Source organism: Pseudoalteromonas sp. SR45-1, assembly GCF_014163655.1.
Taxonomy (GTDB): Bacteria; Pseudomonadota; Gammaproteobacteria; order Enterobacterales; family Alteromonadaceae; genus Pseudoalteromonas; species Pseudoalteromonas distincta.
In genome coordinates, this window is sequence record NZ_JACJDR010000002.1 from 379,779 (window position 1) to 396,067 (window position 16,289).

Consider the following 16,289-nt stretch of genomic DNA (forward strand, 5'->3'; position numbering starts at 1 on the left):
ATGGCGAATAATTAAATATAGTTCCAATCGTTTGTTTGTATTAAACTGATAGTTATAAACTATCATGCGGAGCTGAATATGAACTTAAAAGATTTTGAATATGTAAAAGCAATAGCGCAATACAAGCACTTTCGCAAAGCTGCCAATGCATGTTTTGTAAGTCAGCCTACATTAAGTGGCCAAGTAAAAAAACTCGAACATGAGCTTGGCGTTACTTTATTTGACCGCTCAACTAAACAAGTTACGTTAACAGCAAAAGGTGAACGTTTGTTGACGCAAATAGAGATTATTTTAGAACAAACGCAAATACTCAAAGAACTTGCTGCTACTTCTAATGAGCCCCTACAAGGTAAATTAACTATTGGTATTATTCCTACCATTGCGCCTTACTTGTTGCCTGCGTTATTAACATCAATGAAAGCGGCATTTATTGATAGTCAGTTTTCGTTTATTGAGATGCAAACAGCAACAATTTTAGAAGCTTTAAATAATGGCGAACTCGACTTTGCTATTTTAGCCGATGTGCCAGAGCTTATTAATTACCATACGGTTGCTTTATACAAAGAAGATTTTTTAGTGGCGGTATCACAAGATAACGCGCTTTCTAAGCATAAAAAAGTGGCGTTGAGCGACCTTCAAGGATGCAGCCTACTAATGTTAAGTGATGGTCATTGCTTTAAAGATCAAGCCCAAAAGTTTTGTTTTTCTGCGGGAGTCGATATATCTAATCAGTATAAAGGTAATAGTTTAGAAACATTATTAGCGTTAGTGGCCATGGATGACGGTATTACATTTGTACCAAAACTGGCATGTACCGACCGTGTAGGGATTGATTACTTGCCTATATTCCCTAATCAGCAGCGTAATGTGGTGTTTGCATGCAGAAAGCATTATCCGCATTTATCGGGTGTAGAACAATTGGGCAAGTGGTTATCGGCTCACCCTAATTTAAAAGCTAAATTAACTAAAGATCTTGGCTGATTATTTCTACTACATCGTTAATTTGCACGCCAGGTAGTGGTTTGTCATCAATACTGACAGCTACTGCAGTTTGCTGATAAAGCTGCTCAACGCGAATTTTATTAAGCGTGGTGATGGTGTGTGGCATAACATTACCCGCTGCGTCGGTTAAATAGTTATGGTGCGCAATGCTTAGCATCTGGCCTTTTTTTAACCCATGAGCTTTACCTAAATTAATAACGATTTTGCTATTTTCCATGTGCATTATTTTGCCTTGAGTTGGCAAACACGCCATGGCTGCTTGAATGTCATAACTTACTGCTTGGTTGATATCGGTTATGCTTTGCCCATAAGGCGATTGCCAAAACCTATCACTATTAACGTCAACTATGGTTGTTTTTTCAAATGGCCAAATTGCTTGAGTATGGTAACTATTTTGCCAAAGTTGCTCATAGGTAGTGCCATCAAATAATACAAATTCAATGTTGTAGCTGCGCTCATACGCCTCGTCTTGCCAAAATGCATAATCGTTATTGAGTTTGTCGCTAGTCGAAAGGCTGGTTATTTGGCTAAGTAATACATATTGAGCGTTACTGCGCGAAGATATTTCTTCTAATTGGGCATTTGAATAGTCGTGCTGCTGCGAAAAGTACTTATCAACGCTTATTGCATTATTATAGTAAGCAATAGGCACTGCGCTCATTTTTGATTTTTGCAGGGAAGTAAAAATATTTTTGCTAATCGCTTTGCTTACGTCAAATATTTGACCCATTTTGGCATGTTCACGATGAACAAGTTGGCTTTGTGTAACGGCCACAAACTTATTAAAACTATTTTGTGGGCATTGCTCTGTTTGAGAAAAAATATCGAGCCGTAATGTAACGGCAAATTTATTGTCGTATTTATTTTCGCTGACCAGTTCAATTTTTTGAATTTCGCCGTGGCTGCTAATTTTTAGCTGATCTTGCATTAACACGCCATCTACCAAGGTTTGCACAGAGCTAACCCGTGCGCCAGAGAATACTAACGCCTGTGTAATCGCATCTTTTATAGCGGCAGATTTGGCAGCGCTCGTATCACCATTTTGGACGTTCGCGTGACCCGTTGATTCATACCACTGCGCTTTAGTAAAAGGGGAGAACGTTAATAATGCCGTTGCACTTAACCCTGCAAATGCCAATGATAAAAACGACTTCATAATTTTACTCCAATTAAACGTTAGCTATTAACTAGGTAGAGCAAGGACTGTACCAATGTTATTTGGTAATTATTAGTAATGCTATAAATGGCATTAAACGTGCATATGTACTGCTAATTACTATACAAGGGCTAAATGCTATGCGAGCAATTTCATTACTTATTACACTTGGGTGTTTAACCTTAGGTGGTTGTAGCAGCGTTTTTGATAAGCATGTTGAATATAAATATGTAGAGCCAAATAATTACCCCGTTTTAAAAGCGATAGGGTATGCGCCTATTAGCTTGCAAAAAGGCGCTAACGCGTCGCAAAAGCAACTTATGGCCATTAAGGCTTCTAAGCTTGAAGCTTACCGCGAGCTTACTGAGCAAGTCTATGGGCAAAAAATTACCGCAGGAACAACGGTGGAAGGCTCAATTGCTCAAGACGATTACTTAGAAAGTAAAGTGCAGGGGCTTATTAAAGGTGCACAAATAATTAAAACTTACGCAGTAGATGATACTTACGTGACCGAGCTTGAGCTTAATATGAAGCGTGTGCACGATTTATACATAGGTGAAGTAAAACCACGCGAAGTTAAAAAAGTAACGTACTACTAAAAAAGTTATTCAAAATATCTCATCCTCCTATATTGAGTGCTATGCTGTTGTTAGGATTAATTTTAAGCAGATTGCGTAGTGCTCAACAGATGTATTTTATTGCCACTTATATTAACAGTGGCTCTGTAAATGGCGATTAAGCCAAGTCATTTAAATCCTCAATTATTTATATGGTGCAAAGCCAATTTGCGCTACCTATTGCTGTTTTTTGTACTCTCCAGTGGTGTGCTTGCAAGCCGACTAACTATTCAATTTAATACCTTTATAGAGCTCATGGGTCAAAAATACGGGCCTGCGCGAGCGGCGGTTGCACGCAACTGGCAAAGCATGTTGGTGCAAACTCAAAACAAGCCAGAGCAACAACAAATTCTTATTGTTAATGATTTTTTTGCGCGTAATTTACGCTACCAAACAGATATTTTGCTTTGGAAACAAAACGATTATTGGGCAACCCCTTTAGAAACATTAGGCAGAGGCCTCGGTGATTGTGAAGATTACGCAATAGCAAAATATATCAGCTTAAGAGCGTTAGGTGTGAGCGACGACAAGTTACGCCTTATTTATGTAAAAGCAAAAATTGCGGGCACTAACAAAACGCAAGCGCATATGGTGTTAGGTTATTTTGCTACACCAAACGCTCAGCCACTTATTTTAGACAGTTTAATAACAAAGGTTTTACCTGCTGCAAAACGTGTAGATTTAAGCCCTGTTTTTAGCTTTAACAGCCAAGGTTTATGGGCTAATAATTCAACCAAAAGTGTAGCCAGCCCAACAGCAAGACTTTCACGCTGGCGTAAAATTTTGGAGCAGACAACCAAAGAAGGAGTTATGTGGTAATGGCATCATTTTCCTTATCTAAGTATCTTAAAAAACGAAAAATAACACTCAGGCAAGAGCTATGGATTGCATTATTAATTGTTATTTTTGTGGGCTTTATAAGTAGTGTTTTAATTAGTACTAATTCGGCTAAAAGTTATTTTTCGACCCAGCTGTACTTAAAAAATGTAGATAACGCCAGCTCACTTGCGTTGATGATCAGTCAATTAGACAAAGACCCCGTTGAGCTTGAATTATTAGTTTCAGCCACATTTGATACCGGTCACTATAAGCGAATAGAACTACAAAACCCTAATGGTGAGGTGATTGTTAAACGCACATTTACCGATGAGCTTAAAGCGACGGCTCCTAAGTGGTTTAGGGCAATGTATGGATTAAATGTTCAACCAGGAGTTGGGCAAGTAAATAATGGTTGGCAGCAATTTGGAACTTTGTTTATAGAAAGCCATAGTCAATATGCTGAGCAAGCCTTATGGGAAAGTGCGCTTAAACTATTTTTTAGTTTTTTAATTGTCGCTTTTTTTGCTTGTATAGTTAGTGCTTACTTTTTAAGTAGGATATTAAAACCGCTAGATGATGTTGTGTATCAGGCTAATGCATTTGGTGAAAAACGTTTTATTAAATCCACCGTCCCTCGTACATTTGAGTTTGCACGTTTAGTGCAATCTATGAACCAATTATCTACCCGTTTTAGTCGTATTATTAAAGAAGATAGTAAACGTTTAGAAGAGCTTAGATTTAAATCACAACATGATGAGCTAACTGGTTTAGCAAATAGAGAATACTTTGGTGCAACGCTTGAGGCCCACTTACAAAAATCGAAAGATCATGCCCATGGCGCCTTGTTTTTATTTCGGGTTGTAAACCTAGATAAAATGAGCGAACAAATTAGCCGTGTAGAAATGGTTAATTTCTTACGTCGTTTTTCGCAGGTTTTAATCGAGTTTTTAGAATCAAATGAAGCACACTTTTCAGAAAACTACATAGCCCGAATATCACATAATGACTTTACTGTACTGTTTAGTGATACTGATGATATTGAGGTATTGAGTAAAAAAGTAGTTAGGCTTCATGAATCTTTTATTGAAGAGTATAAAAATATTGAATTAGCTATACCGCATAGTTGCACTTACATACAAAAGAATGACACGCGGTTTGATGTATTAAAACGAGCCGATGAACTTTTAAAATCAGCCGATAATAAACCAGGTGTTCAAGCAAAAGTAAGTGACAATAAACAAAAAAGCGAGTTATTTGATGATGCAACGAGTTGGCAAAATGCAATAGAAGAAGCTCTAGATAACAAAGCGCTAGAAATTAACACATACCCAGTAACGAGTTTTACGGGGCAGTTGATGCAAAATCAATTAGGACTGAGCCTAGAGCTTGGCGGGCAAATATATCGGGCAAGTTATTATTACCAATGGGCTAATCGCTTAAAGTTATTAGCGCGTTTAGATTGGGGATTAATTAAGGCGTTGGTTGCTCAGTATAGTATTGAGCCACCAAGTAAGCTGATTTCGGTTGAGTTATCTGCCCAAACATTACTTGATGATGCTGCGCTTGCTTCAATTCTTACCTATCTATCGGCATTTCCTGATTTAGCCTCTAAAATTTGCTTTGATATACGAGAAAGTATTGCCGTCAGCGAAATAAAAATATTTAAAGGCTTTTGTGAAGATGTAAGGTGTATGGGCGCTAAGGTGGCGTTAAAACGTGTAGGTCCTGAATTTACTAAAATTGAAAAAATTCAGGAGTTTGGGCTTGAAATGATTAAGATTGATAGCGTTTATGGGCATAATATTAGTTACAGCCAAGATAACCAAACATTCCTGCGAGGGGTTTGTACGTTAGCGCACTCTATTGGTATTAAAGTGGTCGCACAAGGTGTTACCAGTCAAGATGACCTCGATACACTTATTAACTTAGGCTTTGATGGGGTTATTAAAGAGTAAAAGGGCATTAACCGTGCGGTTAATGCCCTTTTACAACTAACATTAATTGGATGCGGTCGCGTACTTTTAGCTTATTAAATATAGAACCCATATGCTCTTTAATCGTACGCTCTGTAATACTTAAAGATTCTGCAGCTTGCTTATTAGTTGCACCTGTTACAACAATATCAACTACTTGGCGTTCTCGTTTTGTGAGTAACTCAAGCTCGCATGTGCTCGCATATTTAAACGGTGTATTTGATAAAGCTCCCACTAAATTAGATAGTAATTGTCCTGGTAACCATATTCCGCCAGAACAAATAGTCTCAAGTACTTGTTCAATAATTACTTTAGTGGCGAGTGCTTCTACGTATCCTTTAGCTCCTGCTTCAAGCGCACTCCTTAGTTGATTTATTTCTAGTTCGTTGGTCATAACAATAACGAGTAAACGTTGTTGCGAATACTTTTTAACGAGCTCAAGCCAGTTCGGTGTACCGGCTAAAACCCAAATAATACTTGATGCCGTTACTCTGTTTGGTTCTTTTGTGCATATTAAACAACCAGGAAACGCTGCACGCCAGTGCTTCGATTCAAATTCAGGCTGTGTAATAAAAATACTTTGGCGCATTATTTCTCCATTTATTAAATGCTTAACGCTCTGTCATTGCTTGCGATGTAGCTCTAAGAACTGGTTTTAAAAGATACTCAAGTACGGTTTTTTTACCAGTAATAATATCCACTTGAGTGGTCATACCTGGAATAATAGTCAGCTCTTTTGAAAAGTTATTTTTGGTGGTTTTTAGTTGCACCAAATAAAAGGTATTCTCACGATCATCTGTAATGGTATCGGCGCTAATATGTAAAACCTCTGCCTCAAGGCCTCCATATACGGCAAAGTCGTAGGCACTAAATTTTATCATCGCAGATTGCCCAGGGCGTAAAAATGCAATGTCTTTAGGCGGAATTTTTGCCTCTACTACAAGTTGATCGTCAAGCGGGACAATTTCCATAACATCACTACCGGGCTGTAAAATACCGCCAACAGTATTAACTAATAATCGCTGTACAGTGCCTTTAACAGGAGAACGTATTTCAGTTTGAGTTACTTTATCGGCCAAGCCAGATTCAGTTTCTTTAATTGAATCTAGTCGAAGTAGCGCTTCGGATAGTTCATTGTTCCAACGGTTAATCATAACGAGTTCAACTTCGGTTACTTTATTTTTAGCTTCGTTAATGGCCGAAAGGCTCCTATTTATAACTGCCTTGGTTCTGTTTATCTCGCCGTTTAGATCAACTATTTGGCGCTCTAAACGAATAATATCTATATCTGAAATAGCACCCGTGCGTAACAATGGGCGAGTAACAGAGAGCTCTCTGTTTGTTAAGCGCAGCGCGCTCGTATGCTGCTCAAGTGCCGCTTTGGCTTCAATGTAATCTTGGTGTCGCTGCTCTAGTTGGCGTTTGTGAATACTTACTTGTTGCTCTAATTCTTGGCTGTTACTCAAATAAAGAGAACGCTCATGTTGCACAACTCTAGGCGCATTTTTAATAACAGACTCGCTAAATACGAGCTCCTTTTTTTGAGTGAGTGCTCTGAGCCTCGCTACTTTTGCGCTTAACGACTCAACTTTGGATTGGTTTTCTCTAAAGCTAGAAATAAAGCGGGTAGGGTCTATTTTAATGAGTACATCACCCTCATTTACTATTTGCCCCTCTTTTACATTTATTTTTTCGACCATACCACCATCATAAGATTGAATAAGTTGTAATTTATTGGAGGGAATAACACGCCCCTCACCACGAGCAACTTCATCTAAATTAGCAAAACCAGACCACACAATAAGGCATATAAACGTTAAACAAATTAAATAGAGCAATAACCTAGCGCTTGCTGGCTCCTGTTGCATTTTTTCCCACTGAGCATCTACTACCCAGTCTTGGCTGTTAGGCGGAGAAATCCATCCTTTAAATAGTTTATTAAATACTGATGGCTTGCCTTGTTTTCTTGCTTCTATTGCTCTGCTAACAGATTCAAAGGAGCGCTGTTCAAGTGGTTTTTTATTGTCACTCATGAGGCTTGCTCCACTGTCTTATTATTTAACGCTGCAATTACTTTTTGTTTTGGTCCATCAGCAACTACTTTTCCGTTATCTAAAACTATAATTCGGTCAACAAGCTCAAGTAATGATGAGCGGTGAGTCACCACGATTAAGGTTTTATCTTTAGAATAACCCTTTAAATTGTTAATAATTTTACTTTCACTATTATGATCTAGCGATGAGGTTGGCTCATCTAGTAATAGTATTGGAGGGTCGTTAATTATGGCTCTTGCCATACCTACAGCTTGGCGCTGGCCACCTGATAATTGACGACCTTGCTCGCCTACTTGTAAATCAAATCCGTCTGGGTGCGAATTAATTAAATCAAATAATTGGCTTCGCTCACAGGCTTCAATAATTTGCTCGTCTTTGGCATGCCAAGCACTCATGGTGAGGTTGTCTTTCAAGGTTCCATAAAACAGGGCAACGGTTTGTGGTAGGTAGCCAATATTATGACGAAGCTCAGCTGGGTCAATTTGATGTATATCATTATTGTCCATCAAAATTGATCCTGAACAGGGTTCGTATAGTCCTAAAACAAGCTTTTCTAATGTACTTTTACCTGAGCCATTACGTCCTAAAATGGCGACTTTTTCACCGGCTTTAATTTTAAAACTAACGCCGTTGAGCGCATTATGAGATTCGTCAGAGTATTTAAAACATACATCTTTAAATTCTATATCGCCCTTTAAAATAGGGTGGCTTAACCAATGCTTACCAGGTGGACGCTCGACCTCTTTTTCCATAATCTCGTTCAGTGATTGCATTGCTATTGCGGCATGATGATATTGTGCTAAAACAGCGGCCGACTGCCCGATTGGGCCCATAGCACGAGACGATAATAGGTAGGCTGCAATTAACCCGCCTTGAGTTAGCTCACCTTCAATAACGAGGTGTACGCCTATTATCATTATTATTACGCCTACGCATTGCTGTATCCATGATGCTGTATTTGATATAGAGCTTGAAACGAGTCGGCTATGTGCGTTTACTTGTGCAATGTAAATGGTAGACTTTTCCCATACAGACTGTGTTTTACACTCTGAGTGAAAGCTCTTTACATCTTCAATATTGGTTAAGCTTTCGACTAATACTGCATTTCGCATTGAGCTTGCTTTCATTGTTTGTTCTGAAAGAGCCTCAAGTTTGCGGTGTGCGGCTATAGCGTAAGCTAATAATATAAGTGCGCCCGCGATAATAGGTAAACTTAGAGGTACGCCAATAATGGCAATAACAATTAAATACAAAACTACGAATGGCAAGTCTACTAATGCGACAAGTGTTATGGAGCTAAAAAAGTTACGTACAGCTTCAAATGATTGAATGTTGCTAGCAAAGGAGCCTGCGGACGATGGGCGGTTTTTTAGTTTCATACCTAATACCCGCTCCATTATTACAGCCGATACTTTGACATCTATTCTACTGGCAGCAAGCTCTACAAAGTAGCCTCTTACTAAACGCAAAACAAAGTCAGCAGTGAGTGCTATTAAAATGCCAATGGCAAGTACCCATAAGGTTTCTGTTGCGTGGTTGGGCACTACGCGGTCATATACGTTCATTACAAATAAAGGCATAGCAACCGACAAAAAACCCAAAGCAACAGCCGAAATAATTACGTCCTTATAAAGTGAGCGGCATTCTTTAATTACTCCCCAAAACCATCCGTCTTTTGATAGTTTTTCAAGTACAGGTGTTCGCTCATCAAATGCAAACTCTGGTTGAGCATAAATAACTAAACCTACACTGTTAGCAGCTAACTCATCAATGCTTTGTTCGATAACTGATTCTGTAAGTTCTGGGTAAATTACACTCACCAACTGTTTATCGTAATCAATAGAATTAATAACACAGGCTTGGTTATCTTTTAAAATTAAGATGGCAGGTAGCAGTGCTGTATTAATTTTTTGTAATGGCTTATTAACTACTTTTGATTTAAAGCCGATGCGCTTTGCTGCGCGCGAAAAACCTGATGGAGTAAGATTTCCATCAGTTAGAGGAAGTCCATTTAATAGTGCTTCTCTTGAAAACTCTTTACCATGATGACGACATAAAACTGCTAGGCAGTCAACGAGGATGCCACCATGATCAAGTACATCGTTTAATTCCATACACCATCCAATGTTATGTAGAACTGCATAGGATTGTTACTAGTAAACCTAAACTCGACTTAAATATTTCATGCCGAGTTTAGGTTATTTACATAACGTTAATTGTCTTTAGGTATCAGTAATTACAGCTTCGATACGTCGATTCGCAGCATTTGCTCTTACTGATATTTCGTTTACACGTGGTTGATCGATGCCATACCCGAACGATTTAACACGTTTAGGTTCTACATCGAATTGCTTAATCAGAATTTCAGCTACGGCAAACGCACGTTTTTCTGATAGTTTACGGTTATATTTACGGTCTCCATCTAAAGAGGCATGACCTTGTATTTCAACCTGTTTAGTTGGGTTCTCTTTTAAAAAATCTGCAAGCCGACTAATTTCTTGAATATATTGAGACCTTACATCGCTTGAGTCAGCAGAAAAAGGAATACCAATTTCTATATTCGAGGTTGATGCGCTATAAATTGTGCAACCAGATAAATCTACATTTGTACTCAAAGGTGTGCTTGGGCAAGTGTCTTGCTCATTTGGTACGCCGTCACCATCATCATCGGTAAAGCTGCTTGCTGTCGTGTCGGTTTCCAGCGGTATATCTAAGTACCTTGGCATAGCCGTTACACTCATGTATGCATTATCTTGCTTAGCTTTTTTTTGAAGAAATGCCTTGCGGCTAAAAGTGGTTGCTACATCGTAACTCGGACAGATATTTTGTGCGTTATGAACAATAGGGTCGTCAGTTAGCTCTTTTAATGTAGGGTATTTATCTGACATCACGTTAAGTGCTGGCAGTAATTTCCCCATTTCTTTTAGCATAGTTAAAATAGCTGATTGACGGTCGTAAAGCGCCACTATGTATGAACGTGTTGATTGAAATGACTCGTTTTCGGCATCAAGTACGTCTAGTAGAGTTCGTTGGCCTATATCGAATTGATCCTTATATGCAATTTTAACTTTAGTTGATGATTCGCGGTGTTGATCAAGCGCCGGTAACTTTTGCTCTAATATAGTGACGTTGTAATAAGCAATTTGCAGACTCTGACGAATATCAATACAAGACTGATCGCGTTGATATTTTGCAATGTTTATATCCTGATAGGCTTGTTCTAAATTGGCATTATCAAGACCACCATTATATAAATTATAGCTAATATCGATGCCGACTCGCGCTTCTGTTCTGGTTTCATTTTGACCAAGTTCATCTCTATCTTGGCTACCGTAGCGGGCAGATAAATCTACGTTAGGATGAAACGCTGCTTTTTGTGCTTTTGCGTTCGCTTTTTGTGCTTCAATATTATACAAAGAGGCGTAAAATGAAGGGCTATTTTTGTAAGCGACGTCTAGCGCTTGATTAACTGAAATTGGTATATTTTTTTCATCAAGGTCAGCTTGCTTTATATCGTTCATAGGAAGCTCTCCTACAACCCTTAAGTAGCGAGCGCTTACATCATGTAAATTTGAGTACTCCGTTAATACGTTAGATTGTGCTAAAGATAAGCGCCCACTAATTTGTTCTAGATCGGCAGCGCGCGCTACACCAGCTCCTACACTTTGTTCTATTTGTTGATATACAGACTCGTGCTCTTGTAAATTTGCTTCTGCAAGTTGTACTAACTCTTTGAATTTTTGTACGTCGAGCAGGGCTATTGAGGCTTCAAGTGCTGTTTGTTCTGTTTGAGAAATAAGCTCAAAGTACCTAATGAGTTGAATGCGTTTAAAGCGATCAACAGTATTCGAGGTTCTAAAACCGTCGTAAAGCATTTGAGTAACACTTAACTCGGCTGTATTACGGTTATATTCTTCTTCAACACCGTAATTTCTTCTTTCATAGCCCGCGCTTGCTGATACATCAACACTTGGTAAATAACCTGAGCGGGCAGCATCTACTCCATAAATCGAAGATTTAAAAGCATGCCATGCTTCTTGTACTTCAGGATTGTTTTCAATCGCTTTACTTGAGACATAGGTAAGTGGCATTGCTGATTGTTCATTTGCATGCACATAGTTTAGTAGAGTTGCGGCTGTAATCGTTAGTCCGATTAACATAGTCTCTTGATGTTTCTTAAAAGTGTTTTTTGTAATCATTTCTTCCTCTTAGATCCTGTTAAGACCGTAAATACTCCCTTAAGTATTTAGTAAAGGAATACTATTTTTGCAAGTAATCGTTTTGGTTAGCATAAAAAAAATTTTCTACCACTTTCTTGTTGATTTTTTATTTTTTGAATTTTTCTTTTAAACCTGTACTTGAGTACAGTATCTATGTGGCTTTTTTGTCCTACCTTTAACTTATTAGATTGTTATTTTAAAAAGTTTGAGGGTACCAAAATGGAAGCAAATCAACTGGTAGTTATTGATATTCAAGGTTCGGCAGGTGTGGTGCTGGATGATGGGTCAATAAGAGCATTAAATGTTGGTGACATTATCACCGTGGGTGATTTAGTTGTTACTGCTATTAAATCGTCTTTACAAATTGATGTGCAAGGTGAAACCTTATCTATACCCGCAAATCAAAAGGTAAAAATAACACCAGACTTATTAGCGAAAGAAGCCAGAGATTCTAGCGAAACAACTGTTTTTGATGAAAGTTTAGATGAAGCAATTGCAAGCTTAGATTTAGGGGCAGAGCAAGACCCATCAACAGCGGCTAATTCTGATGTAACAGATTTTTTAGATGCGTTAGAAGGTGATGGGGACATTCTAGATAATTTAGAGGCAACAGCCGCTGGTGGGGGTAACGCTGCGGGTGCAGATGGAGGCAGTTCGTTTGTACAGCTAACCCGAATTTCTGAAAGTGTTGATCCTAGTAGTGTTACTTTTGATTCATCTTTTGAGCAAGGCGCTACTGAAGCTTTTAATTTAAGAGATACCTCTGACGGTATTGTGCCTGATTCAACTACTGCATCTATTTCACTTAATGAGCTAGGTATTACTAACTCATCACAACCTACAATCACCGGTACGAGCGAAAACTTAATCGGCGAAACGGTTAATGTAACGGTAACTGATGTTGATGGAAACTCTCAAGTAGTTAGTGTTGTAATTGGCCCTGATGGTACCTTTGAAATAACCCTACCAACACCAATTGCTGATGGCCCTGTAACGGTTGTTGTTGAAGCGACGGATCCTGTTGGTAATCCTATAAACGACACTATTTCAATTGAGGTTGATACAACACCTCCACTTATTGCTATTGATCCTGTTGCCGATTCTGCTTCGCAAACAGTGACAGTGACAGGGACAGTATCTGGTTTGAATACTGGGGATAATGTATCAGTCACGTTAACGGATAGTGCAGGTACGGTACAAACAATAGTTACTCAGGTTGATGCTCAAGGAAATTGGGTAATTACTACCACCTCACCTTTATCTGAAGGGGAGTTTAACGTAAGCGCTGTTGCGATTGATGCAGCTGGAAATCAAGCTATAGACCAAGCTTTAGCGAATGTAGATTTAACTGCTCCGGTAATCACCGTAAATGTAACTGATGAAACAAATAACTCAACACCACCACTTGTTGGAACAACAAATGGTGTTCCTGAGGGCACTCAAGTAACAATTACTGTTACAGATAGTGCAGGACAAATACAAACATTAACTGCAGTTACCCAAGCCGATGGAAGCTGGAGTGTAGAAGTAGGGACTCCTTTACCTGAAGGTGATTTTACTGTTGATGCACAAGTAAGCGACAGTGTAGGAAACTTAGCATTAGCAAGTGATTCAGGAGTAATTGATTTAACGGCGCCTTCGGTACAAATTAATAATATTAACGACACTCAAGACACCACGCCAACGATTACAGGTAACGCGCAAGATGTACCTGCAGGCTCTATTATTAGTGTGGTTATTACCGATTTTGATGGTCAAACTCAAACATTATTAACCCAAACTAACGCTGATGGGGATTGGTCTATCGACGTAACTACGCCATTGGCTGAAGGGCAGTTTGAGGTTGATGCAAGTGTAAGTGATGCTGCAGGTAATCAAGCCCAAGCAAATAACCAAGGTGTTGTTGATTTAACAAACCCTGATATTACCGTTACTGCAATTGCTGATACTAACGATACTACACCAACATTTGTAGGTAGGGTAGAAGACGCTCCAGCGGGCTCTGTAATTACAGTATTAGTAACCGATATAAACGGTAACGTACAAACTTTAACTACTTTATTAAATGAAGATGGCACATGGAGTGTTGATGCTAGTGAAATCTTGCCAGGTGGTGAATTTACCGCAACTGCGTCAGTAACCGATGCTGCGGGTAATGAGGCATCTGCGCAAACAAACGGCGAAATAACGTTTGCTCCTATTTCAATTCAAATCGATGCAATTGCTAATACTAACGATACCACTCCATTTTTAAGTGGTAACACCGGTAATGTGCCTGCAGGTACAACCATTACTTTAACTATTACGGCAAGCGATGGCAGCACATTTACATTACTTGCAGTGACGCAAGAAGATGGTTCGTGGACTGCACAAGTAACAACTCCTCTACCGGAGGGCGACTTTACAGTAGTTGCTGCTGTTATAGATGACTCGGGTAATGAAGCGCAAGCAAGTGCAGTAGGTAATGTTGATTTAACTGTAAGTATTAATTTTATTATTGATACTAACGATACAACACCAACAATTAGCGGCTCTACACAAGACGTAGAACCTGGTGCGGTAGTAACCGTTACATTTACAGGAAGCGATGGCGTAGCAGAAACCGTGCAAGTAGTTACTGGTGCTGACGGAAGCTGGTCAGTTGAGGCAAGTAATGAATTAGTTGAAGGCCAGTTTAGTGTGGTTGCAACTGTAACTGATGCTGCGGGTAATACAGCTTCTGCAAGTGAAACTGGAGAAATTGATTTAACAGATCCTGCAATCACGATTAATCCTATTGAGGATACGAATGATGTAACCCCATCTGTAAGCGGTAATGTAATTGATGTACCTGCAGGGACCGAAGTTACATTAGTAATAACTGACAGTGAAGGTAATGAACAAACACTTACAACAACTACAAATACAGATGGTACATATACAGCGGATATTATTGCAGATCTCAGTGAAGGAGATTTCACAGTAACAGCGAGTGTTAGCGACACTGCAGGCAATAGCAGTACGGCAACTGTTACAGGTACGGTTGATTTAACCGCACCAAGTGTGACTATTAACAATATCGCAGATACAAACGATACAACACCTACTCTTACAGGCTCTACCCAAGGATTAGCATCGGGCAGTGAAGTGACTTTAACTGTTACTGATAATCTAGGGGCTGAGCAACAGTTAGTTACTACTATAAGTGCGGATGGTACTTGGAGTATTGAGGTTCCAACTGCTTTAAGCGAGGGGGATTTTACCGTAACTGCTAATGTATCTGATAATGCAGGTAACGCAGCTCAAGATTCACAATTAGGCACAGTTGATACCACCCCTCCTTTAGTTGCAATAAATGACTTTGCTGATTCAAACGATACAACGCCTACATTTAGCGGAACAACAAGTGATGTAGCACCGGGTAGCCTTGTTAGTGTTTTAGTTACTGATGCAAATGGTGAGTCTCAAACATTGACGGCGGTTGTGTCAGAAGATGGAACTTGGCAAGTAGGTGCAACTCAAGCGGTTGCTGAAGGCGATTTTACAATTACAGCAACAGTAACAGACGCTGCGGGTAATGAAGCAAGCGATACTGTTAGTGGAACAATTGATTTATCAGCTCCAATTATAGCAATTAATACAATCCCAGATAGCGCCGATACTACTCCAACAATTTCAGGTTCTGTACAAAATGTACCAGCCGGAACAACTGTTACGTTAATCGTTACAGATGCTGGTGGTAATACACAAACAATTACAACACAAACGCTAGCTGATGGTAGCTGGACAGCCGATACTAATGAGTTAGTTGAAGGTGACTTTAGTGTTAATGCCATCGTTAGTGATGAAGCAGGTAACCAAAGTGAAGCTTCTGCACAGGGAACTATTGATAATACCGCACCAAATATTACGATTGATGCACTGGCGGATAGTAACGATACAACACCAACTATTTCAGGCACCGCAACGGGCGAACCAGAAGGCACGGTTGTTACTATTATAGTTACGGATGAAGCAGGTAACCCACAAAGCATAACCACAGAAGTACAAGCCGATGGCACATTTAGTGTTGATGTTCCAAATGAATTAAGTGAAGGTGAATTTACTGTTGAAGTATCGGTTACCGATACAGCAGGTAATGAAACTACCGCAACAACAACAGGCGAAGTTGATACTGCTGCGCCAACAGTTATTATTGACCCCGTAGGTGATACTAACGACACCACACCAACTATTTCAGGCACCGCAACGGGGGAGCCGGAGGGCACGGTTGTTACTATTACAGTAACTGATGACGCTGGTAACCCACAAATAATCACCACTGAAGTACAAGCCGATGGCACTTTTAGTGTTGATGTACCAAATGAATTAAGTGAGGGTGAGTTTACGGTTGAAGTATCGGTTACCGATACAGCAGGTAATGAAACTACCGCAACAACAACAGGCGAAGTTGATACTGCCGCGCCAAC

General features: G+C 39.4%; 10 protein-coding genes. 5 read left to right on the forward strand and 5 right to left on the reverse strand.

Annotated features, from left to right (window positions below):
* The first annotated feature begins 78 nt into the window (after positions 1-78).
* Positions 79-981, forward strand: coding sequence for a LysR substrate-binding domain-containing protein (locus H5089_RS04155; RefSeq protein ID WP_182711533.1), 903 nt, complete (start codon positions 79-81; stop codon positions 979-981).
* Here the strand turns inward: H5089_RS04155 and H5089_RS04160 are convergent.
* Positions 965-2,158: a flagellar assembly protein FlgT gene (locus H5089_RS04160; RefSeq protein ID WP_182692704.1), complete on the reverse strand. Its 1,194-nt coding sequence runs from the start codon at positions 2,156-2,158 to the stop codon at positions 965-967. The two genes, H5089_RS04155 and H5089_RS04160, sit on opposite strands and share 17 nt — an antisense overlap.
* A 140-nt stretch (positions 2,159-2,298) precedes the next feature.
* Here H5089_RS04160 and H5089_RS04165 point away from each other — a divergent pair, with 140 nt between their 5' ends.
* From H5089_RS04165 to H5089_RS04175, 3 genes are all read left to right on the forward strand, one after another.
* Positions 2,299-2,757 (forward strand): LPP20 family lipoprotein, encoded by a 459-nt coding sequence (locus tag H5089_RS04165; RefSeq protein WP_008168853.1) that lies wholly within the window; start codon positions 2,299-2,301, stop codon positions 2,755-2,757.
* A 129-nt stretch (positions 2,758-2,886) separates the two neighbouring features.
* Positions 2,887-3,594: a transglutaminase-like cysteine peptidase gene (locus H5089_RS04170; protein WP_002961331.1), complete on the forward strand. Its 708-nt coding sequence runs from the start codon at positions 2,887-2,889 to the stop codon at positions 3,592-3,594.
* The gene (locus tag H5089_RS04175) at positions 3,594-5,549 is read left to right on the forward strand and encodes a LapD/MoxY N-terminal periplasmic domain-containing protein (protein WP_182711534.1); all 1,956 of its coding nucleotides are present in this window, start codon (positions 3,594-3,596) and stop codon (positions 5,547-5,549) included. Before H5089_RS04170 ends, H5089_RS04175 begins: the two co-directional genes overlap by 1 nt.
* Positions 5,550-5,568: 19 nt before the next feature.
* Here the strand turns inward: H5089_RS04175 and H5089_RS04180 are convergent, their stop codons facing one another.
* The 4 genes from H5089_RS04180 to H5089_RS04195 form a co-directional block, all read right to left on the reverse strand.
* Entirely contained in the window at positions 5,569-6,156 is a 588-nt protein-coding gene (locus H5089_RS04180; protein WP_182711535.1) for a response regulator transcription factor, read from the reverse strand.
* Between the two features lie 22 nt (positions 6,157-6,178).
* Complete coding sequence (locus H5089_RS04185) at positions 6,179-7,600, reverse strand: HlyD family type I secretion periplasmic adaptor subunit (RefSeq protein WP_138488692.1); 1,422 nt, start codon at positions 7,598-7,600, stop codon at positions 6,179-6,181.
* Entirely contained in the window at positions 7,597-9,735 is a 2,139-nt protein-coding gene (locus tag H5089_RS04190) for a type I secretion system permease/ATPase (RefSeq protein WP_182711536.1), read from the reverse strand. The genes H5089_RS04185 and H5089_RS04190 overlap by 4 nt, the downstream gene beginning before the upstream one ends.
* 108 nt (positions 9,736-9,843) lie before the next feature.
* Positions 9,844-11,820, reverse strand: a complete 1,977-nt coding sequence (locus H5089_RS04195; RefSeq protein WP_182693282.1) for a TolC family outer membrane protein — start codon at positions 11,818-11,820, stop codon at positions 9,844-9,846.
* A 240-nt stretch (positions 11,821-12,060) separates the two neighbouring features.
* On the opposite strand from H5089_RS04195, the gene H5089_RS04200 reads away from it, so the two are divergent.
* Positions 12,061-16,289: retention module-containing protein (locus H5089_RS04200; RefSeq protein WP_182711537.1), on the forward strand; the 4,229-nt coding region annotated here is incomplete at its 3' end.